Raw genomic sequence first — 21,645 nt, 5'->3', positions numbered from 1 at the left:
TGTTATTTGCGCCTCTTAAGCGGCTCTCTGTTCGGCAGCATCGAGCCTTACCATTTGCATTGACGCCTCCATGATGCTCTGCGTCTTTTGCGGCTCCCTAGCCACGTTACTCAAGCTTACGCCTCACGCGCCTTTTAATTTTTAATTCCGCCCATCATATTCCGTCGGCTGAACTATTTTTCTCCTGCCACTTTTGCAAAACGCAATGAATCAACACCTTGCAACTCCGCGCCCACCGCATGAATTTCGAAATTATCTCTATAGCTATCCATTAACTATTGCCGCGCCTCGAAAATTAATTGATACGCCAAAGCAAAATTTTCTTTTATAGTGGCACTGAGAATGGGGGGTCTCATAGCGGATTCATTCACTGCGGAGACCTAAAAATGAGACCTTATCTGACATCGGCACTTCTTATTCTCTTGGCCGGCGCAATATCCTCACCAGCGATCTCTCAGGACAATACGAAAGGTGGTCCGCCCAAGTCCATGGGCGATGAAGCCGGAAAACTGCCTGCGACCGGGACCATGAGCGAGCGTCTCCCAGAAATGGGAGCTACTCCTCGCCCCTCCCCCGAAATGGAAACCGGATCTGTCGGCCCCAAAGGCCCCGCTAAGACCATGGGCGACGAAGCCGGGAAACTTCCTGCAACCGGAAATATGAGCGGTGCGGTCCCAAAGATGACCACTCCGGAAAAATAATGGTGTTCGACGCGGTCGTGCAATCGCATGGCCGCGAACTCGATAAGGTTTTGCAACCCCAATTCCTGGAGATTAAATCATGGCGGACAAATCAATTACCTATACCGATTCTGGCGGTGCGAGTTGGTGGGGCGCTATTCTGCTCGGGGTCGTCTTTGTTATCGCCGGGCTTTTCATTCTCGGAGATTTGGCCCTTGCAACGGTTATCAGTGCTGTGCTGATCGGTATCGTTCTGCTTGTTGCTGGTATCGCGGAAATCATTCATTCCTTCTCCGCACAGCATTGGCGCGGCTTCCTGCTGAGGCTGTTGGTCGGCTTCTTGTACGCAGCCGGTGGTGTCCTACTTGTCGCCGACCCGCTGCGCGCTTCGATCGCCCTCACGCTCGTTTTCGGGATCGCGTTGATCGCTTCCGGTATCGTGCGTCTTTTCCAAGCCTTTCAATACTGGGACTGGGCCGGATGGCTTCTATTACTTTCCGGAGTCGTCGGCATCGCCGCTGGTGCAGTCATCCTCACTCAGTGGCCGATCAGTGGCCTATGGGTGCTTGGCCTCGTCGTGGGCGTGGATCTGCTCATCCATGGGTTCTGGTGGATTTCGCTTGGTTGGCGCATGCGGCATGACCATCGCGCCGTTCCAGCGTGACGTTTCCGGACTTCTGCCGAACCAGAAGGGTATGTTGGGAGTAGGGATAGCAACGGATGCCATCGGGTGGGGGCAAGACGACCAACAGATCTGGTTCCCGCCGTCGAACGACGGTGAAGCTCATTGACCTCGCGCTGCAAGGTGGGGGGTCTCATGGCGCATTTACTTGGGGCGTATTGGATAGGCTTCTCGAAGAGCCTGACCTCAAGATTGACGCCATCTCTGGCACATCGGCCGGCGCGATGAATGCTGCCGTCCTCGCCGATGGCTGGACAGACAACGGCGCGATTGGTGCACGCGCGGCTCTTGATGCCTATTGGAATCGCGTATCTCGGGCCGCCGCCTTAAGCCCCCTGCAACGAACTCCAATCGATCGGATGCTCGGGCGTTGGACGCTTGATACCTCACCAGCCTTCATCGCGATGGATTTGATGTCGCGAGTTTTCTCGCCCTACGACCTCAATCCGCAAGGGTTCAATCCACTTACCCGGATCCTGGAAGAGAGTATCGATTTTGAGAGGCTCTCCCGCGCGCCGATCAAACTGTTCGTTACGGCTACAAACGTCCGAACCGGGCGCGGCCGCATCTTCCGGAACGCGGAAATTACGCCGGAGGTCCTACTCGCCTCCGCATGTCTGCCAACACTGTTTCAATCCGTGGAAATAGACGGTGAACCCTACTGGGATGGTGGGTTTGCGGGAAATCCGACAATTACGCCCCTGGTCCGTGAAAGCGATGCGCAGGATACGATCCTCGTACAAATCAACCCTCGGGAGCGCCCGGGAACGCCCAGGACCGCAGCGGAGATTTTCAATCGACTGAATGAGGTCTCCTTCAATGCGACGCTCATGAAAGAGCTGAGGATGATCGCGCTTTTGCGTCAGGTGGCCGACCCTGGCTCGGGAGAAGGTGCGCGTTGGGCTAGTATGCGAACCCATCGGATCATGAGCGACATGATGGTGACGTTGGGTTACTCGTCAAAGCTAAACGCCGAATGGGCCTTCCTCACCATGCTGCGGGATGAAGGGCGACGTTGCGCTTCAGAATTTCTCGATGTGCACAAAAACGATATCGGGCAGAGCTCCACGGCCGATCTCGATGTTCTTTTGGCGGAGTGCTAGGTCATGGGGCTTTTCGGAATCCTGATCGCCCTGGGATTGTTGATCTGGTTTGCCTACCGGGGCTGGAGCATTCTTCTGTTGGCGCCGGCAGCGGCGCTCCTGGCAGCCGCCCTTTCAAATCAGCCGTTACTTGCTCACTGGACGCAAACGTTCATGGGCAGCGCTGCAAACTTCTTCGCGCAATTCTTTCCTCTATTTCTCCTCGGCGCGCTGTTTGGCAAGTTGATGGACGACAGCGGATCGGTCCGAGCCATTTCGCGCTTCATGACTGAGCGTCTTGGACCGAGCCACGCCATGTTGGCGGTCGTGCTTGCTGGGGCGATGGTCACGTATGGCGGCGTTAGTCTGTTTGTCGCCTTCTTTGTTCTGGCCCCCATGGCGCAGGAACTGTTTCGCGCGGCGAACATCCCACGCCGGCTGATGCCCGCAGCCATCGCGCTCGGGACATCGACCTTCACAATGTCGGCGTTGCCGGGAACACCGGCCATTCAAAATGCCATTCCGATGCCGTTCTTCGGAACAACCCCGTTTGCGGCACCTGGACTTGGAATTGTTGCCGCGCTCATCATGTTCGGGTTCGGGATGTGGTGGCTCAACCGCGTGGAGGCTTCGGCGCGAGAAGCAGGTGAGGGCTTTGGCGGCGACAATGCGAGCCCGCTTGATACAGTGGCCGACGATCAGCTTATTCGAGAACGGGCAACAACCGCGCGCGAGTTTGACCCCGCAGAGTTGCGACATGGGCAACAGAGCGACAGCCTTCCGCCGATTGGACTCGCAGTGCTGCCACTTGTTGCGGTCGTCGGCATCAACCTGCTTATGGCAATCTTTATCTTGCCGTCGCTGGATTTCTCATTCCTGGCAGAGGAGCGTTGGGGAGCAACGTCTTTGTCAGCGGTGGGTGGCGTCTGGTCTGTTGCCGTCGCACTGGCTTCCGCAACACTGATTTTGATCCTCACAAACAGGCAACGGCTGCCGGCATTGCGCGAAAGCATGGACGCAGGCGCCAACGCCGCGGTGCTGCCTGCCGTCAGTGTTGCAAGCCTGGTGGGCTTCGGCGCGGTCATTGCCGCATTGCCGGCGTTTGCGTTGGTCCGGGATTGGGTCCTCTCTATCGAGGGCGGGCCTCTTGTCTCGCTCACGGTCGCGACCAATGTTTTGGCTGCGCTCACCGGCTCCGCATCAGGTGGGCTCACGATTGCGCTGGATACGCTTGGCGAAACATACATGCAGCTTGCCCATGAACTGGGTATCAACCCGGAGCTGCTGCATCGTGTGGCGGTGATCGGCTCGGGCACTCTCGACAGCCTCCCGCACAACGGCGCCGTCGTGACCCTGCTTGCCGTGTGCGGGACCACGCACGGGGACAGCTATCGAGATATCGTCATGGTGGCGATCGTCGGCGCCATTATCGCCCTCGTCGCCGTAATCCTCCTGGGCTCGTTGTTTGGGTCCTTCTGAGCCCTTCCCGCCGCCTAGATGACGCTCAGACCGGAGACCTCAGGATGTCTCTTCTTTATCGACGCCCGTGAGCCGCTTGCTCCAGTCCTCAACCTTGGACGTCTCAAGGCGGCGTTGCATCAGGCGGCGCCAGCTTTCTGCAAGTGTTGGGATTGCGGCAAGCGCGGTCAGTTCTTCGAAGGCGAGCGTGCGCTGATAGAGAACCGAAATCGCGCGAGCGAGCGGCCATTCGGGATGTGGGCGTTCAATCAGGCAAAGCGTGTCGCCCGGCTCAATGCTCCCCTCTTCGAGAACTCGATAGTACCAGCCCGAACGCCCTGAACGTTGGACGCGCATGGCCATGTCCGCCACGCCGAAGCGCGCATTCAATTTCCAACATGGCTGCCGGCCTTGGGACACCTGTAACACCACAGCGCCCAGACGCATTGTGTCCCCCAGACAGACATCAGCTTCAGTCAATCCATAAGTGGAGATGTTTTCACCGAAGGCAGGAGGCTCATCGAGCAATGGCGAAATTTCGGGTATCTCCGCTGACCACGTCGCATAGTGATCCCGGGCGTAATGATGCAGCGCCTTCTCTGGCCCGCCATGATGCCGGGGATCAGCTTGCTCGTCGCCAACCAACCCCGTGCGGGTAACGCGCCAGGGACCGGCAACAGCTGACTTATCGATGGCACTAAGCGCCCCTGATGGCCCTAACGGCCGTGAAACCCCGGCATACATATGTTCAATGATTGCCAAGCCGGCTGTCATCCAAGCCCGTCCTTACTCGCCTTGTTTTGCTGTCATACGTGAACCGTTTGAGCCGCTCGTGTCCTGTGTCCAAACGGCCCTTAAGATGGGACCATCAGCACCATGCGTCGCGGCATCCGGCCTCAGCGCACATTCTGTTGGGTCCATTTTAACGAATCGTTTTTCGTGCTTTACTGCGCTGAAGTAAAAGCATTTTGCGATACGGTTCCGCGTTTCTTCACATCCAAATTTTTCTGTGAATCACCATTACGTCGGCTTCACGGTGGCGAACTGTACCAAATTCGCAACAATGTCTCAGGTATGCGCACCTGTTTATGTGCTGTTAACCCGCGACTCAGTTAATCCTACTAGCAATGTTTCTTGGATTTTGGCTCCGGCAAGGGGGAAGCCGTAACAGCTATGGCAATAAAGAAATCGACGATCGCTCTGGCCTCGGCATTTACTGCCGGCCTCATCGCAACCTCAGCATTCGCAGGTGACGATGGCTTTTATCAACCGTCGTACGGCGATCTGGCATACCCGATCGTCACGTTTTCCGGTGGTGAACTGACCAATGGCGCTCGCGAGGGTTACTCCGGCATCTACTATGGCTTCAATCGGGATTTAGGCCAGTCCGGCTGGATTGGCCGGATTTACGGCTCGATCGGCGATTACGATTATGACTATGGCCCTGGGCAAGGACCGTTCGGTAATGGACCCGGCTCCGTTGACGGTGACTATTGGACCGGCGACATCATGTTCGGCTATTTGTGGGTTCGTAACGGTTTCGACCTCTCGGTGCTTGTTGGTGCTGAATACTACGATCGTGAATCTGTTACGTCTGATCCCAACCCCAATTTCCGTGGTCGTGATGAGGATGATGAATTCGGGTTCAAGGTTGTTGCCGATATCGAATCCAACGACCTGAGCAATTCGCCCCTGTATTTCGCTCTCGGCGGTAGCTACTCGACAGCTTTCGACAACTATTATTCTCTTGCCCGGGTTGGCTACAGCTTCGACCGTTTCACGATTGGGCCTGAGGCTTGGGCTCTGGGCGACGATTCCGGTGATGCACAGCGCCTTGGCGGCTTCTTGAAGCTAGACTTTGAGATTGGCACTGTCGCTACCACGATCATCGGCTCTGGCGGTTACCAGTTTGCTGATGACGGATTTGCAGGTGAGTTCGGTGAAGAAGGTGGTTATGCCACCATTGAATTCCGGATGGCTCTTGGTGAACCTCGTCGCGGCCTTCCTATGAAGTGACCTAGCGACATATCCGCAAGTTCACTTGCGCCTTTACAAATAAAAAAGCCGTGGCTTACCGCCACGGCTTTTTTTAGATCCTAATCTTCTCAAAACTCAGGAATGTTCTTGGTGGCTGATTGCGTTTTGGGGAGATGCCGCCCCACGCAAAACAGTTTCGACCGACGCTTCTTCGACCTTGACCGGCTCCGTTTGCGTTCCACGAGGCCGGCACATGGCCGAATTTATCGATACTCCCTCGCGAAGCAGCCAACCGCTCGCGACGCCGCCATTCTCATTCTTGACTAAGTAGGCCTTCATTGCTTCCTCCTGAACGCGTATTTTGCTGGAGCGCTCGGTTCAGCAGTTGGGCTTTTGAGCGGGCGTCACGATGCCGAAGACGTTGCCCATCGGGTCGTTCACAACTGCGATGACATCACCGTTCTCGGTCTCCATTGGATCGCGCAGGATGGTGCCACCATTAGCCTCCACCTTCTCGATGGTCGCGTCCACGTCCTCAACTTCCATATAAGTGAACCAACCTAATCCTGTATGCGGCGCAACCGGATGATTGGCTCGCATTAGTCCGGCGACCTCCTGGTTGCCGTTCAGGAAAATAGTATAGCGATCCTCGGGAGAGCTGGGCTCCTGGGTCTGATCATCAGCATCAACGACCTTCGTATTCCAACCCATTACCTTGGAATAGAAGTCTGTCAGCTTTTCCGTTTCTGGGGCGAGCAATTCACTCCACCAGATAAAGCCTACACCGGAGCAGGAACCGCGGTTCGGTGTGGTATTTGTTGTTGCCTCGACGGCTTGCGCAGGCGCACACGCCAACACGAGCCCCGCAAAGGCCATAGACGCCACCAACTTAACGTGCTGACGAAGGTTAAGAGTCTTAAATAGACGGGCACCATTTTGGGGCGTCTGGATCATAATCGGATTCGACATACTGTCCTCTAAAGGCAGGTTTTACAATTTTGAGAGCCAATGAGGGGACAGAAGCAATTCCAATGCCAGGTGCAGAACGACGGATTTCGTGAGTTCGGTCGTTTAATAAATGCATGACCTGCCGCGGTAATAAAAAATTTACAATGTGCCCTGTGATGCCAATTGGGTTTGGTATTTTGTTTGCTCAGTAAATAATTCGTCGCTTCGCACCCAACACCTCTGCATCGAACTGCTCTCATTCCAGCACGAGACACACTGACGAAATGGCCCACCGTAACTATCACGAAATTGATGCCAACAGCCCTTCGGCCTGCGGTCGCGCGCTTGGTAAAATGTTTGGATCTATCATTAGGGGCTACCTCGCCGAATCCCGTGAAGACGAGGACTGGCAGGAGCTGTTGAATGAAGCCAAGCCGCTGCTCCAGCAAACCGCTCGTTACTTTCCCGCTTATGTCGAGGAATTGGACGCCTATGCCGATGCGGCTGGTGTTCCTCTAATCGAACTGTGGGCGATGAGCATCGAGGATGAACTTGGCGATGACGACTATGAGAAATGCACGACGGTCGTTACCAACAACGGCCGCTTAATCGCTCATAATGAAGATTGGGATCCGGATGCATCCGACGATATCTGCATCCTGAAAAAGAGATGCGGAGACACGACAACTCTAGAGCTTTATTATTATGGCTGCCCCTTAGGGGGGACGGCCTTGTCCATCAGCTCGAACGGTTATGTGCAAGCCATCAACAGCTTGGATCATACGGACTGGCAGATCGGCGTTCCTAAGCTCGTGATCGCCCGCAGAATGGCCGAAATTCGTAGTTTAGATGCAGAGCTCAACGGTGTTCTTGCTGTTCCGCGCTCTTCAGGCTTTGCTCACAATCTCGTAGGCAGCGATGGGGATGTTTGCGTTGTGGAGTGTACCGCTATGCGACACAGCGTGCGGTATCCAGACACTCCCAGCATTCATACAAATCATCTACTCTCTCCGACGCTAAGGTGTTTCCAAGACGAGACCGACGGCAAAAGTACATTCCGACGTTACGACAGCGCGTGCGATCTCGCCCGGCCGGGCATGGACATGGCCTCGATGAAAGAGCTGATGAGTGACGAAAGCCGGGGCGCCGTTTCAAGCCTGTTCAATCGCAATACCATCGCGCGAGCTATCGTCGATATAGACCAGCAAACAGCGAGTTTCTGGTTACGACGAGAGCGCAAAAAAGGCTGGATTGATTACCCGATAAATTTCCTCTGCGACAAGACAGAGTTCATCGCATGACCTTTCCACTTGCGAAGCGCATTTGGACGACAGCGAGCAGACAGCGCTTCATGTGGGGAAGCCTAGTGCTGGCTTCCATTGTCACTTTGATATTAGCTAGCTTTTTGTTGTCACGGGGCCCAGCAAAGGAGCCTTTCACGACCGAGCAAATGAGGTTTGTCACCAATGTTGTGCCGGGTACGACAAATGACGAACCCGTCGAAGTCCAAGCTACGCTCTACATTCCAAAGGCCGTAGAATTTCCCATTCCCGCGGTCGTGATCACGCCCTCGAGCAGTGGTGTCGAAGAAACGCGTGAGGTGTACTACGCGCGGGAGCTAACAAAGGTCGGTGCTGCGGTGCTTATCATCGACAGCTTCGCATCGCGCGGCCTGACGGATTCTCTTTATGACCAGAGCGTGTTGGAGCAATGGGATGTCGAAAACGACGCTATTGCTGGCCTTGCCAAACTGGTCGCAGACGAGCGTTTCATTCCGGATCGCATTGCGATTATGGGTGTATCGAAAGGCGGCACCGTCGCAATGGATACAGCCTTGACGATCCGGCGCAGATGGATGGGCGTAGACGATATCGCCTTTGCAGCACACATTGCCATTTCTCCCGACTGCACTTGGATTACGCGCAACGCGCAGACAACTGGGGCGCCCATACTATTTATGTTGGCTGAACTTGATGATCAGACGCCGGCCAAACCCTGCCTGGCAGAATCCTTGCGCATAAAGAACGCGGGAAACGAACGCATTGAAACCAAAGTGTATAAAGGAGCGCATCACGCGTGGGAGGAACTTGGCTGGTGGCCTGAACACGATCCTGAGGCCGAGAACTACTCGAAATGTCGTGTCTGGATTGAGGATGACGGCAAAATGTACTCCGCGCACACGGGTGAGCTCCTGCCCGAGGATGATTGGCACTCTTGGGCCAGAGACTCCTGCATGATCCAAGGCGTGACGTGTTGCGGTGGTTCATGGTCTCTTAAGAAACAGGCAACGGACGACATCATTGCTTTTCTGCGTCGGACGGGCGTTCTTGACGAGAAGCCTACAAGCTGACGCGGCTAGAATTGCTGGCCTAGTGAGCCTGCAAAATGCCGGACACATCTGACATCGATATCTCCAAGCTATCAGATGATGTAACCAACGCCGCGCGAAAGAATTCCGGCGCGGGCAGGTCATAAGCGAACCAATGTTCCGATCCTTGAGGCATGCTCGTATCCTCGATCTCGCGGTCCGGCGTCATCGAGGAAATCCGCTCAAGATTGGCAGAAAAACCACAGCCCGTCGCTTTGAGGTATGCCTCTTTGCGGGTCCAGATGGTGAAGAAGATTTCGCTGCGGTCAAGCCGTGGAGCGCGCTCGACGGCTGCATATTCCTCGGGACTGAAGATCTCAGCCGCCACTTCCAAATGATTGATGGATTTGTCGGCGCGCTCGATGTCGATTCCGACAGCGCCCGGAGCAATCGCGATCAAGGCACGGCCGGCCGCGTGCGATACGTTGAAATGGATTTGATCGTCTCCGACAAGGCGCGGCTTTCCGTTCACACCTGTGGTGAACGTGAAATCTCTCGGACTTCTATCTGTGTATGCGCCGAGAACCGTTCTGAGTAATGCACGGGTTTTGACGAACTCCTCTCGCACCAGAAGATGGCTGATCGAGGCAGCTCTCTGCGCTTCACTGGAGTCCAGAATCGGATAGCAGTCCTCTGCCGTTAAACGGCAGAGGTCCGCCCCGTACACACGAATTTGGGTCATGGCTCACTCCCGCGCGTTGAAAGCCGGGCGCGGGCCAGTCCTTTGGGGTTGTTACTCGGCGGCCATCACGGAAGGCTTCGCCGTGGGGAGTACCGAAGGAAGACGTGCCAAAATGGCATCGCGGCCACCTGGAGCACGCCATTCGGCACGCGCTGCGGGATCAAGCGTCCTCAGCGGATCGAAGTAGAAGTACATCCGGTTCCGATCGACCGACGGCGACCGGTAGCCCGTCGCTCCGAACTTCGAGTTCTGATACTCGAAGCTGTGGACGTCGCGCTTGCCACCGCCACCTGGGGTGTCCACGATGAACAATGGCGTGTTGAATCCGGCGGTCGCTCCGCGCACCTCACGCTCCAGCATTTGCATGTCACTTACTGGAACTCGGAAGTGCTCTGTACCCATGACCATGTCGCATGAGTAGACATAGTAAGGCTGGATGTTCACGGCGCTCAGCTTCTTGATCAGTTCGATCATTGTGCTGGGATTGTCGTTTACGCCGCGCAGGAGAACCGCCTGGTTGCGAACGTGAATGCCATCCGAAAAGAGCCGACGCATAGCCTTCTCAACCAGCGGCGTAACCTCGCGCGGATGGTTGAAGTGGGTGTGAACGAAGACGCTCTTGAATAAGGAGCGGCCACGCTGCGCCACCTCATTGATCGCTTCGTACCAAGGATCATCCGAAAGGAACTTCATCGGTTGAACGGAAACCGATTTGGTTGCGAAGCGAATACGCCTTACGTGCTCGATGTCGAGGAGCGCATGGCCGATGAGTTTGATATTCGCTGGCTTCAGGCGGGCGATGTCGCCGCCGGAAACCACAACGTCCTCAATGCTTGGGTTTGAGCGGATGTAGTTGAGGGCGGCCAACCAGCCGCTTGCACTTGTAACCGTATCTTTTTGCAACGACTCCGTCGCCTGGCCTACGGCATAGCTGCGCGTGCAGTATTGGCAATATACCGGGCAAACAGAGGTGACGAGGAACAGAACCTTGTCGGGATAACGGTGTATCAGGTTCGGAGCCGGCGATGTTTTACGCTCGTCCAGCGAGTCTACTGACGTGCATGGATGATCTTCTTCAAGCTCGGAGAGCATCGGCAAGAACTGCCGGCGAATTGGATCGCTTTCTGCATTGCGCCAGTCAATCAAGTCGAGGATGTATGGATTAAGCCGGATTGACATGCCGACCTTTTTCAAACCCTCGCGCATTTCGTTAACAAAGCTTTCCGGCGCGACATTTCCAAGCGCTGCCTCAAGCTGATCAATTCGGAAAACCGAATTCTTATCTTGCCATTTATGATCAAGAAATTCTGACTTATCAGTCGCAGCATAGAGCCCCGACGTATTCTCAAAGCCCAGGATGTCGGTGTGGGGCATGGTTCAACTCCGCCTCAAATTCGTATCAAATTTGAACAACTGGCCATACCCTGCGCAAATCACAGACCGATTCCTGGTTAAGCTCGACGCTCCTCCTCTTAGTGGTTAAAAAAGTATTTACAGATCCGTTTGCTTTTTTCTGGCTATAATCGGCACGAAGTTTGCGTTCCGACACAAGCACCAATCATTTTTTCGCGCATGTGGCGGTTTTCATGAGTTCTGTTCTTAAAGAGAATAAATGGCGTGATGCGGCACTTGCGGCCGGTGATACGCTCGCCGCTGCTGATTTTGGTATCGACGCACGGACTGAATCGCGAGAAACGCGCATTCAATCCAAATCCGACTCTCTCATGTCTCGACTGGATCAATTGTCTCGTTCCGGTCGATCATGGAAGCCAACGCGGATGGCGCCCTGCCTCCACGAAATATTCGAGCGACAGGCTGACCGCACACCCGACGCAATTGCTCTTGAATGCGGCGATAAGGCTCTGAGCTATCTCGAGCTGGAAGAGGAAGCCAATAGAATGGCGCGCTACCTGCGCGCTCTTGGTGTTACCCCCGGACGCTTTGTGGGGATTTCACTCGACCGGTCTCAGTGGCCCATTATTACGATTCTGGCTGTCCTAAAGTCAGGCGGCGCCTACGTTCCGATCGAACCTTCACTGCCAAACGACCGCATTCGCTATATCGCGGAAGCCGCAGATCTGGCGATTGTCGTGACAGAGGCTGAATACGAGGCGCGCTTGTCAGAGATCAGCGCTGGCAAAGTCGTGACCGTCGAGCAGTATCGTATGTCCGCGAGTGGCTATAGTGACACGCGCTTATCGCGTAGCGAGTCGCGCGTCCAAGCGGACGACATCTGCTACGTCTTGTTCACTTCCGGCACGACAGGGCGTCCGAAAGGCGTCGTTACGGAACATCGGAATGTCGTTCACTTCGTTGAAGCCTTCAATGAAGCGTGCAGCACGACGGCCGACGATCGCGTTTACCAGGGTTTTTCTCTGGGATTCGATGGCTCCGTGGAAGAGATGTGGATGGCATTCTCGAACGGCGCGACGCTCGTCTGCGGCGACAAGGCCACGCCGCGTTTCGGTGCGGATCTCGCGGACTACCTCAAGTCCCGGAAGATAACCTTCCTGTCGACTGTTCCCACGTTGCTGTCCACTCTGACACAGAACATTCCTTCTCTGAGACAGCTCGTTGTTAGCGGAGAGGCTTGCCCCGCTGACCTCGTGAACCGCTGGTGCCGTCCAGGCCTTACGATGCGCAACGTCTATGGCCCAACGGAAGCGACGGTCAACACGACGGCGAGCGTACTTGAGGCCGGAAAGCCGGTAACCATCGGGCGTCCGCTCCCGGGCTATAACCTGCACATTCTCGATAGCGAGATGCGGCCTGTTCCGCATGGGGAAAAGGGCGAGCTTTACGTTAGCGGCGATGGCTTATCTCGCGGTTACCTCAATCAACCGGAACTCACTGGGCGTGCCTTCATCTCGTGGGCGCCGCCGTCTGATGCCGTCTCCGATGAGCTAGCGACCTCTCAGACGCTCCGCCTCTACAAGACTGGCGATCAGGTCCGCTGGAATTCTGACGGTGAACTGGAATTCTTCGGCCGCATCGACAGTCAGGTCAAGCTGCGGGGCTTCCGTATCGAGCTGTCTGAAATCGAAGCAATTCTCGTCGAACAGTCAGAAATCACGTCGTCTGCTGTCAAAGTCTATGATGCCGATGGTGTTCAAAGCCTTGCCGCATATGTGCTGCTAACAGAAGGCGCAGGCGCCCTGGACCGGTCGCACTTGCTTGCCATTCTTCGGGATCGGCTTCCCACCTATATGGTGCCCGCCTATCTCGACGTCTTAGACAAGTTCCCGATGCTGACCAGCGGCAAGGTGGACCGTAATCGTCTGCCTGCACCAACGCGCGCGCTGGTGACAGAGGACGCTTCGACCGACGCTGAAATGTCGGAATTTGAAGAGCGCGTCGCTGCGGTCTGGGCGAAGCTTCTGAAGGTCCCCAAGGTTGGGCCTGAGCAGAACTTCTTCACAGATCTTGGCGGACACTCGTTGCTTGCCGCTCAACTCGTTACGGCGCTGCGTGCTGACTTAAGCGTAAGCGTACCGGTTCGTGACACCTATGCGCATCCGACCGTTCGGCAGTTAGCGGCCCATATTGAAAAGGTCAGCGCTCAGGCCAAGACCAAAACGGCGGCCACGGCTGCTACGGCTGTTCCAGCCAAGGCCATCGCCCCGAAGCGCCCCTGGTCAACCGTACTATTTCAAGTCCTTTATATGCTGTCGATTGTGCCGCTACTGGCTTTGCCGATCGTCTATATTCTGCCGCTCGCCATGGAGGCGTTACAGAAACGTGCCTCCGTTGTCGAACTGGCCATCACGAGCCTTGCGGTCGTCCTGGCCACCTGGCTGGCGCTGGTTGTTATCGCAATCGCCGCAAAGTGGACCATTATCGGACGGTTCCGCCCAGGTCGTTATCCTCTGTGGGGCAGCTATTACCTCCGCTGGTGGATTGTCTCTCGTCTGCAGCACCTGAGCGGGATGTCGGCTCTCAACGGTACGCCGTTAGCGCCTGTCATGTGGCGACTCATGGGTGCACGCGTTGGACGACGCTGCGTCCTCAACCCGAGCCTCATCTACGCGTGGGACTGCATCAAAATCGGAAACGACGTCAGCATCGGCGTTGACGCGCAGCTTCCTGCATTGCGAATGGAGGATGGCGAACTCGTCGTCGGCAACGTGGAGATTGGCGAACGCTGTTTCATCGGCTGCCACTCCGCTCTCGGCCTGAACGTCAAAATGGGTGCCGATTCTCGCCTCGACGATCAGTCGATGCTTCCCGACGGATCCATCGTCCCGGCTAGCGCTGCCTTTCGTGGCTCGCCAGCTCAGCAGAGCGAAGTTGCGACACCCGAGGGCGCTCCCGTCCTGTTTGGCTGGTTCCGTCTTACGACGTTCACATTGCTGCAACTCTCGTTGGGTTTCATCGTCACGCTTGTGACAGTGGCCCCCGTCGCCGTGTCAGCATGGCTCACCGCGATGTTGGTGTTGCATTACCCTGCGAATGTCGCCGCCTTGGGCTTTCTTGCGATCATACCCGCAACGATGATCTTCTTCGCTCTCTGGGTCGGGCTCTGCAAGAACCTCGTTTATCCCAATCCGAAGCCGGGCGTTTATAAAGTCTACTCAATTGCCTATCTGCAGCATTGGCTATCCAGCCTTGTGATGCAAATTGCGCAAGTTATCGGCATGCCGATTTTCACGACCCTCTATCTGCCGGCGTGGATGCGCTACCTTGGAGCACGCCTCGGAAAACATACCGAGATGTCGACGGTCTGGCGCGTCAATCCTGACATGCTGATCGCAGGTGACGGCGTATTCTTCGCCGATGGAAGCATGACGGGAAGTACGCGGACGCACCTTGGCCGTTTCGAAGTCGCGACCAACGAAATCGGCGACCGCTCCTTCCTTGGAAACAGCGCCATTTTATCGACCGGCGTGAATCTCGGCAGCGATTGCCTTCTGGGCGTCCTTTCATCATCGCCGCATACGTCGGATGCGATCCCTGACGGCACGGACTGGCTTGGTTCACCGGGTTTCCGCCTGCCGAATCGTCAGAAAGTGACGTGCTTCGATCAGCGGCTGACATATAAACCTTCGTTTTGGTTGTACTTCCAGCGTGCACTCATCGACGGCCTCCGCGTCGTTCTGCCGGGATACGTCTTTGGCGGCATCGGGATTGCGAGCCTGCTCGTGGTCGTGGCCGTCTACAATTGGTACGGCGTCTGGGGCGCATATACCGCTATTCCGGTGATGTCCTGGTTCGCGCTGATGACCTGCATCGGAACCGTCGTCGGCCTCAAATGGCTTGTGATGGGACGCTTCAAACCCGAGGTTGTCCCACTTTGGAGCCGTTATGTCTGGTGGAACGAGTTGATCAACGGCCTCTACGAAACGCTCTTGGCGCCGCTCATCACGAACTTCTTCGGTACGCCGTTCGCATCCGTACTTCTTCGGCTTATGGGCTGCAAGATCGGCCGCTACTGCTACATCGAAACGGCGCTGTTCTCAGAGTTCGATCTGGTCAACATCGGCGATCACGCGTCACTGAACGCCGGCACCGTGGTCCAGAACCATCTGTTTGAAGATCGCGTGATGAAGTCGTCAGAGCTTCACATTGGGGAAGGTTGCACAATCGGCAACATGAGCATTGTTCTCTACGACACCGTTATGGAGCCGGGTGCGGTTCTGGGGCCATTGTCGCTGCTCATGAAGGGTGAGACGATGCCCAAAGGCAGTCGGTGGCACGGCAGCCCAACGGTATCAGCTTGATTATTGCGTCCGCCTGTCACCCTTCGACAGGTGGACGCCCCTGACGAAACAGGCCTTTCCCAAATTCGATCAGCGGTGTGACCACGTAATGCGCGATAGGCATAACCGCGAAACCCACTGCGAGACCAAACAAGCCGTCCAGTGTTGCCTTCACAATCCATTCCAGCGTTACACCAGCCGCCGGCACAGTATGGCTGACGGCAGTGGCTGCGTCATGAATGATGTGTCCTATCCCGGTCCAGCCAAACACCTCGACTCCGTGAATTACGATGGAGCCGCCTACCCATAGCATTGCCGCAGTGCCAACTGTCGAGATGAACGCCATCACGCCGGGCATACTTCTCACAATTCCTCGACCAATGGCACGGGTCACCGACCAATCGCCGGTCCGGCTGAGCTTTAAACCCCAATCGTCCGCCTTCACAAGAATCGCAACCGTTCCGTAGACGAGGGCAGTAATTCCAACGGCGATGAGGGCGAGCACGGCGGCTTGCATCCAGATAGTTTCAGCTTCGACAGTCGCCAACGCAATCGTCATGATTTCCGCTGATAGGATGAAGTCGGTCTTGATCGCACCAGCGACCCGCTCGCGTTCCAGACGCGCGGCATCCAGTGTTTCGGGTTTGGGGCCGTGATCCTTCGACGGTACGAGCCAGTGTAGTATTTTTTCGGCACCCTCGAAGCAGAGATAGGCGCCACCCAACATCAGCAGCGGCGTCAACAGCCAGGGAAAGAACGCATTCAACAGCAGTGCAGCGGGCAGAAGAATAACGATCTTGTTGAAAAGAGAGCCGCGCGCAATCTTCATCACGATGGGAATTTCCCGGGCGGCGGGGAGCCCGTGCAGATACTTCGGCGTTACGGCGCCATCGTCGATCACGACGCCGGCGACTTTCGTGCCAGCCTTCGCGGCCTGGGTCGCAACGTCATCAAGTTGAGCAGCCGCCAATTTTGTGAGGGCCGCGACATCGTCGAGAAGGGCAAGCAGACCGCTCATAATTTCCGTGCTCCTCTGAGTGTTTCAGGACGAAGGACGATGCAGTTCGTAAACTTGGAAGCTGTTTGGCTTATGGCGTTCCAAGCGCTGGCGCGCAAGACCTAGGGCGCGCGGCGTGGGTGTAGCCGACCTGGCCAAATTCCATTCACGACCAATTCCGAGCAGAGGTCTATAAGCAATCGCGCCGTCGCGAGACTGGCCCGTGGCCGAACGCTATCCTGTCTCGTAGCGAGATGAAGCGTCCAGTCTATCCGCGGTTGAACGAGCGGTATCGCGGCGATCGTCCCCCGTTCAATGTGCTCTCGGACGAGGTAGGTGGGAAAGATTGTCGGATATCCCTTTTGCACCAACGATACGATGCCAGGAAACGAATCCACATCGGCTATGATCTTGAGACTGACCCCCTCGGACTTCGATATTCGATCGATTAGTCCCCGAATGCTGTGGACCTGGCTCGGCATGACGAGTTCCAACTGGTCGAGCTCATCGAGACGGATCTGCTTGCGCGACGCCAATTCATGCGAGCCTGAAACCAACAGCCTGGGCTCTTCGATTAGGATGGGCTCACTACGCAAACCCGCCATGGGTTGAATGTCGAAGAGTATTGCCATGTCGAGCCGCCCCAACTGCAGCTGCTCGACCAGCACGCCGCTCATCGCTTCAATGACATGAAGACGCACGAGCGGGTGGCGTGTGCACAATCTATGGACAAGTTCCGCCGTAATGCCGCCCGCTACAGTAGTCGGAAGGCCGAGACGGACGTCGCCGATCGGCTCCTCGATGAGGTCCTGCGCGACCGTGGTCATATCAGCTACATCATGCAGAATCGCATAGGCTTTCTGCAGAACGAACTTCCCCTCTTCTGTGACGTCCGCTCCGCGAGAATGCCGCGCAACCAATTGAACTTTAAGCTCATCTTCCAGCCTCTTTAGTGAGGCGCTCAACGCTGGCTGCGTTAGATTGAGTTTGCGCGCGGCACCCGAAAGACTCCCCGACTCCGCGATGCCGATAAGCGTCCTTAAATCTCGCAGTTCCATATGCCCCCTCTGTGCTGCACAACACAGTTGCAAGTACTGCAAATAATTATAGCATCGTTTCTTTGATATAAATATTATTTATACCTAACATATCTATTTTTCGTATTGTCAATACGCCTTTTTAATCAATAGCGTAATCAAACGATGATGGCCGATGTAATAACCGTGCCACATGCCGTTTTGTTGTGAATCTAAACAGTATACGGGGGTATCTTATGATCGCGCGGCGCGGGTTTACCGCTGTTTGCCTATCGCTACCATTAATGGCTCTATCAAGCCTTGCTCATGCTGACACGATCAGCCTGCGAATGGGCTCAGGGCACCCCATAGGCCTTCTCGCGTACACGGAGACGGCGCACAAGTGGTTCGCGCCTGAACTGAAGAAACGCATCGAAGAGCGTACAGAGCACAAAGTCAAAATCCAGGAGCTGCACGCCGGTCAAGTCGCAAAGGTGACCGAGGTTCTGGAAGCAACGCGCGATGGGCTTCTCGACATCGGCTTTATCAGCCTGATTTTTGAACCCTCGAACGGTTTCTTGCAGACGTTCTCGCTGTTTCTGCCGTTCGGCAGCCCGGACGCCGAAGTGGTGACCAAAGCGGCGCAGGCGACCTTCGCAGAGTTCCCTGAGATGAAGGACGTCTTTGAGAAGCAGCACAATCAAGTTTATCTCGGCGGGTCATGCTTGGCTAATTATGGCCTGGGCACGAACTTCGCCTGGGAAAAATTCGCGGATCTCGAAGGTCATAAAATCGCTGGCGCAGGCACCAATCTCGATTGGATCGTCAAAGCGACTCCTGTCGCCTCAAACCTCAATGAAGCGTACCAGTCCATCCAATCCGGCGTATACGAAGGCTATGTGAGCGCCTCGACATGGTGGAAAGCGTTCAAATTAAATGAGGTCGCTCCGTATTTCACAAAAGCTGATTTCGGTGCGCAGTACGTCAACGCCGTCACCATCAACAAGCAAAAGTGGGATCGCCTGCCAAAAGAAGTGCAGGATATCCTCAAAGAGATGGGTGAGGAGTGGGCCGGCGTTACGGCCGAGGTCTGCAAGCGTAACGACGCAAGTGGCCTTGAACAGCTCAAGGCGCTCAAGGTCGATGTCCGCGAAATCTCCGACGAGGCTCGCAAAGAATGGGCAACAGCGTTGAAGGACTTCCCTCAGCGCATGGCCACTGATGCGGCGTCACGCGGGCTATCAGGTGCCAAAGTCATGAACTTCTACATGACGAAGCTCGAAGAGCTCGGCCACAAGTGGCCCTACCGTTACGAAGTAAAATAATACGTTTGCGGCGTCACTGGGTTCTTCATCCACCTCGTGACGCCCACACCCTTCTTTTACATTCCAAGGAGTGACGCCAGGTGTTGCAGACCATCGACACAGTCGTCGAGCGCATCAGCGAAGCTTTGAAATATCTGGCTGCGATCCTTCTTCTTCTGATCGCGGGGCTCATTACCACTGACGTGGTGATGCGTTCTCTCCTGAATAAACCGATCATCGGCATCGCCGAAATCGTCGCGAACGGCATCGTCATCATCGCCTATCTACAGCTCAGCTATACTGTGCGTATCGGCGCGATGTTGCGCTCGGAACTACTCATAAATTGGCTGGGGCCTCGCGGGAAGATCGTACTTGAGACTGTAATCGCCATCCTCGGCATTGGTCTCTTTAGCCTGATCGCCTGGTCGTCTTATGCGCCGATGATGCGCGCCATTGCGACCAGCGAGTTCGAAGGACATGCCTCATTCCAGCTTCCGACGTGGCCCCTGCGCGTTATCATCGTCTCGTGTTCTATTTTCGCAGTCGTCAACTACGTCCTTCTCGCCGTAAAGGCTGTCCTTAAAGGCGAAACCGCACACACCTCCCATGAGGTCCCTGCAGACGAAAGCAGCAAAGTGGGAGCACACTAATGGGCGGGCCTGAATTCGCGATTGCAATCATTGCAGTCCTTCTTTTGCTGGTTATGTGCAGCGTTCCAGTGGTCCTGGCACTCGGGCTATGCAGCTTCTTCGGGCTTGCCTATCTTACCGGTAGCCTCGAGATAGCTGGTTCGCTTCTGGCCAACACGACATATGAAGCGATCCGAGACTACGTGTTCGCCGTCATTCCGCTCTTCGTGTTGATGGGTGAATTCATTTCGAGATCCGGCGCGGCGTCGGATCTCTACAATCTGGTCAACCGCGGCTTTAAGCGGTTGCCCGGCCGTCTGGCGCTCGCGACCGTTGGCGGAAACGCCGTCTTTGGTGCCGTAACGGGTGTGAGCATTGCATCGGCGGCTGCGTTTTCGCGGATCGCCTACCCGCAGATGCTTCGGCACAATTACGACAAGTCGGTTGCCCTGGGATCAATCGCGGGCAGTGCCTCTCTCGGCATGCTCATTCCACCGAGTGTCCTGCTGATTGTCTGGGGTGTGATCTCCGAGCAGTCGATCGGCCGCCTTTTCGTGGCAGGTGTCCTACCTGGCATTTTATTGGCGACCATGTTCTTCGTCTTCATTATTGGTTTCGCCATACTTCGGCCTTCCGCATTCGGCGGCGCTCACGCGAATACGGCGATCGCGGAAGATGAAAACGGCGAAAGCCGACTCAATGAAGTGTTCGGTGGCCTCGGCGTTGCGCTTCTCATTTTTGCCGTGCTCGGCGGAATTTGGTTGGGCGCCTTTACGCCAACGGAAGCTGCTGGCATCGGTGCCCTGCTTGCTCTTGTCCTCGCAGTCCTAAAAGGCGTTCCGCTTACGGGGCTAAAAGAGGCTGTGCTTGAAACCGGACGTATCTCCGCGCCGCTTCTGTTCTTGCTCATCACAGCGCAGATGTATTCCCGCCTTCTTGCACTCGGCGGAATCGTAGACTTCATCCAGACGCTGTTCCTCAGCGTCGGCGACTCTCCACTGACGATTCTCCTCATCATGGTCGCGGTCTGGTTCGTGCTGGGAATGTTCATCGATTCCGTTTCGATCATTCTGCTCACGGTTCCCATCTTCGCGCCCCTCGCGCTGAGCGCCGGGTACGATCCTATCGCGTTTGCCATTATCGGAATCGTCGCGATCGAGGCAGGCCTCCTGACACCGCCGCTCGGCCTGTGCGTCTATACAGTCAAAGGCTGCGTCAACGATCCCGATGCCACTCTCGGGCGGATATTCCAAGGCTCGATCCCCTACTGGATCATCCTCTTGATCCTGGTGTTCCTGGTCGCGGCCTTCCCCGCTCTCGCAACATGGCTGCCATCGCTCATGCAGTGAGCAGCCGCCCCCCCTTACTATCAACGCCAACTACCGGAGGTACGCCCGTGGCACGCCGAATCGTCGATCTGAGTCTGACCGTCGAAGATAATATGCCGGCTCATAAGCTATTCCAGAGCCCCATTTACTTGAAAGCCTTGTCGCACGAAGCGACTCAGTCAATGGGCCTGGGCGTGCCCGGCGACGCCATGACGTTCCAAACAAACTACATCGGAATGCTCGATCACGTCGGCACGCACGTCGACGCGTTCCTGCACGTTAATCCCAAGGGCGCGCCCATCGACGAGATGCCGCTTGACCTGTTCATGGGCAAGGCGGTTTGCTTCGACCTGCGTCACATCGGAGACCTAGAAGACATCACCGAAGCACATATGGCCGAAGCCGAGCAAAAAGCTGGTGTGAAGGTTGATGGGCACATCGTGCTTCTGTGCACGGGCTTCCATGCGCGCAACTGGGGAGATCGCAACAAGATCGTGTGGGGTAACCCCGGCCTCACAGTCGAGGCTACTCGCTGGCTCCACGACCGTGGCTCTCGCATGCACGGTGTCGAAGGCCCTTCAACGGACAAGCCTTCCGACAATATTTTCGCTCAGCACAGGCTGTGCCGCGACCTCGGCATTTCGCACTTTGAGTGGCTCGTCAATCTTGAAGAACTCGTCGGCAAAGGCGAGTTTGAATTCATCGGCCTACCGATCAAATTCAAAGGCGGATCGGGTTCTCCAGTTCGTGCAGTGGCGATCCTGGAAGAGTAATTCTTACACGCTGGGGGAGGCGGCG

The 21,645-nt window shown here is 55.9% G+C and carries 19 protein-coding genes; 12 read left to right on the top strand and 7 right to left on the bottom strand.

Features of this window, described 5'->3' with window-relative positions; translation table 11 throughout:
• Nucleotides 1–386 precede the first annotated feature (386 nt).
• The 4 genes from YBN1229_RS08505 to YBN1229_RS08490 all read left to right on the top strand — a co-directional run bounded on the left by YBN1229_RS08505 (nucleotide 387) and on the right by YBN1229_RS08490 (nucleotide 3,923).
• Entirely contained in the window at nucleotides 387–701 is a 315-nt protein-coding gene (locus YBN1229_RS08505) for a hypothetical protein (RefSeq protein ID WP_046477988.1), read from the top strand.
• 79 nt (nucleotides 702–780) lie between these two features.
• Nucleotides 781–1,344, top strand: coding sequence for an HdeD family acid-resistance protein (locus YBN1229_RS08500; RefSeq protein ID WP_046477987.1), 564 nt, complete (start codon nucleotides 781–783; stop codon nucleotides 1,342–1,344).
• 56 nt (nucleotides 1,345–1,400) lie between these two features.
• Nucleotides 1,401–2,465 (top strand): patatin-like phospholipase family protein, encoded by a 1,065-nt coding sequence (locus YBN1229_RS08495; RefSeq protein ID WP_046477986.1) that lies wholly within the window; start codon nucleotides 1,401–1,403, stop codon nucleotides 2,463–2,465.
• A gap of 3 nt (nucleotides 2,466–2,468) precedes the next feature.
• Nucleotides 2,469–3,923 carry a GntP family permease gene (locus tag YBN1229_RS08490; protein ID WP_046477985.1) on the top strand — a complete coding sequence of 485 codons (1,455 nt, stop codon included), beginning with the start codon at nucleotides 2,469–2,471 and terminating at the stop codon, nucleotides 3,921–3,923.
• Nucleotides 3,924–3,962: 39 nt separating this feature from the next.
• On the opposite strand, the gene YBN1229_RS08485 is transcribed toward YBN1229_RS08490, so the two are convergent.
• Nucleotides 3,963–4,676: an MOSC domain-containing protein gene (locus YBN1229_RS08485; protein ID WP_046477984.1), complete on the bottom strand. Its 714-nt coding sequence runs from the start codon at nucleotides 4,674–4,676 to the stop codon at nucleotides 3,963–3,965.
• Nucleotides 4,677–5,075: 399 nt separating this feature from the next.
• Here YBN1229_RS08485 and bcsS point away from each other — a divergent pair, with 399 nt between their 5' ends.
• On the top strand, nucleotides 5,076–5,918 hold the full coding sequence (gene bcsS, locus YBN1229_RS08480; RefSeq protein ID WP_046477983.1) for a cellulose biosynthesis protein BcsS: 843 nt from the start codon (nucleotides 5,076–5,078) through the stop codon (nucleotides 5,916–5,918).
• Between the two features lie 96 nt (nucleotides 5,919–6,014).
• Here the strand turns inward: bcsS and YBN1229_RS08475 are convergent, their stop codons facing one another.
• Entirely contained in the window at nucleotides 6,015–6,218 is a 204-nt protein-coding gene (locus tag YBN1229_RS08475) for a hypothetical protein (protein ID WP_046477982.1), read from the bottom strand.
• Between the two features lie 39 nt (nucleotides 6,219–6,257).
• Nucleotides 6,258–6,848, bottom strand: a complete 591-nt coding sequence (locus YBN1229_RS08470; protein ID WP_046477981.1) for a VOC family protein — start codon at nucleotides 6,846–6,848, stop codon at nucleotides 6,258–6,260.
• Between the two features lie 263 nt (nucleotides 6,849–7,111).
• Between YBN1229_RS08470 and YBN1229_RS08465 the strand changes: the two genes are divergently transcribed.
• Together YBN1229_RS08465 and YBN1229_RS08460 are read left to right on the top strand one after the other, a co-directional pair.
• Nucleotides 7,112–8,128, top strand: a complete 1,017-nt coding sequence (locus tag YBN1229_RS08465) for a C45 family autoproteolytic acyltransferase/hydolase (protein WP_046477980.1) — start codon at nucleotides 7,112–7,114, stop codon at nucleotides 8,126–8,128.
• A complete protein-coding gene (locus YBN1229_RS08460; RefSeq protein ID WP_046477979.1) occupies nucleotides 8,125–9,177 on the top strand; it encodes a dienelactone hydrolase family protein in 1,053 nt (350 codons plus the stop codon). Before YBN1229_RS08465 ends, YBN1229_RS08460 begins: the two co-directional genes overlap by 4 nt.
• 19 nt (nucleotides 9,178–9,196) lie before the next feature.
• On the opposite strand, the gene YBN1229_RS08455 is transcribed toward YBN1229_RS08460, so the two are convergent.
• Complete coding sequence (locus YBN1229_RS08455; RefSeq protein WP_052743791.1) at nucleotides 9,197–9,877, bottom strand: 4'-phosphopantetheinyl transferase family protein; 681 nt, start codon at nucleotides 9,875–9,877, stop codon at nucleotides 9,197–9,199.
• A gap of 51 nt (nucleotides 9,878–9,928) precedes the next feature.
• Nucleotides 9,929–11,251: a KamA family radical SAM protein gene (locus YBN1229_RS08450; protein ID WP_046477978.1), complete on the bottom strand. Its 1,323-nt coding sequence runs from the start codon at nucleotides 11,249–11,251 to the stop codon at nucleotides 9,929–9,931.
• 212 nt (nucleotides 11,252–11,463) lie between these two features.
• Between YBN1229_RS08450 and YBN1229_RS08445 the strand changes: the two genes are divergently transcribed.
• Nucleotides 11,464–15,594, top strand: a complete 4,131-nt coding sequence (locus tag YBN1229_RS08445; RefSeq protein ID WP_197540899.1) for a Pls/PosA family non-ribosomal peptide synthetase — start codon at nucleotides 11,464–11,466, stop codon at nucleotides 15,592–15,594.
• Nucleotides 15,595–15,610: 16 nt separating this feature from the next.
• Here the strand turns inward: YBN1229_RS08445 and YBN1229_RS08440 are convergent, their stop codons facing one another.
• On the bottom strand, nucleotides 15,611–16,591 hold the full coding sequence (locus tag YBN1229_RS08440) for a DUF808 domain-containing protein (RefSeq protein WP_046477977.1): 981 nt from the start codon (nucleotides 16,589–16,591) through the stop codon (nucleotides 15,611–15,613).
• 101 nt (nucleotides 16,592–16,692) lie between these two features.
• Nucleotides 16,693–17,628 carry a LysR family transcriptional regulator gene (locus YBN1229_RS08435; RefSeq protein WP_046477976.1) on the bottom strand — a complete coding sequence of 312 codons (936 nt, stop codon included), beginning with the start codon at nucleotides 17,626–17,628 and terminating at the stop codon, nucleotides 16,693–16,695.
• Between the two features lie 263 nt (nucleotides 17,629–17,891).
• On the opposite strand from YBN1229_RS08435, the gene YBN1229_RS08430 reads away from it, so the two are divergent.
• From YBN1229_RS08430 to YBN1229_RS08415, 4 genes are all read left to right on the top strand, one after another.
• The gene (locus YBN1229_RS08430; RefSeq protein ID WP_052743790.1) at nucleotides 17,892–18,911 is read left to right on the top strand and encodes a C4-dicarboxylate TRAP transporter substrate-binding protein; all 1,020 of its coding nucleotides are present in this window, start codon (nucleotides 17,892–17,894) and stop codon (nucleotides 18,909–18,911) included.
• Between the two features lie 80 nt (nucleotides 18,912–18,991).
• A complete protein-coding gene (locus YBN1229_RS08425) occupies nucleotides 18,992–19,540 on the top strand; it encodes a TRAP transporter small permease (RefSeq protein WP_046477974.1) in 549 nt (182 codons plus the stop codon).
• Nucleotides 19,540–20,868 carry a TRAP transporter large permease gene (locus tag YBN1229_RS08420; protein WP_046477973.1) on the top strand — a complete coding sequence of 443 codons (1,329 nt, stop codon included), beginning with the start codon at nucleotides 19,540–19,542 and terminating at the stop codon, nucleotides 20,866–20,868. The genes YBN1229_RS08425 and YBN1229_RS08420 overlap by 1 nt, the downstream gene beginning before the upstream one ends.
• A gap of 47 nt (nucleotides 20,869–20,915) precedes the next feature.
• Nucleotides 20,916–21,620, top strand: coding sequence for a cyclase family protein (locus tag YBN1229_RS08415; RefSeq protein WP_046477972.1), 705 nt, complete (start codon nucleotides 20,916–20,918; stop codon nucleotides 21,618–21,620).
• Nucleotides 21,621–21,645 lie beyond the last annotated feature (25 nt).

The sequence above is a fragment of the Candidatus Filomicrobium marinum genome (genome assembly GCF_000981545.1).
GTDB classification, from domain to species: Bacteria; Pseudomonadota; Alphaproteobacteria; order Rhizobiales; family Hyphomicrobiaceae; genus Filomicrobium; species Filomicrobium insigne.
The sequence above is the reverse complement of the archived record's forward strand: the minus strand, read 5'-3'. Positions and strand labels throughout refer to the sequence as shown.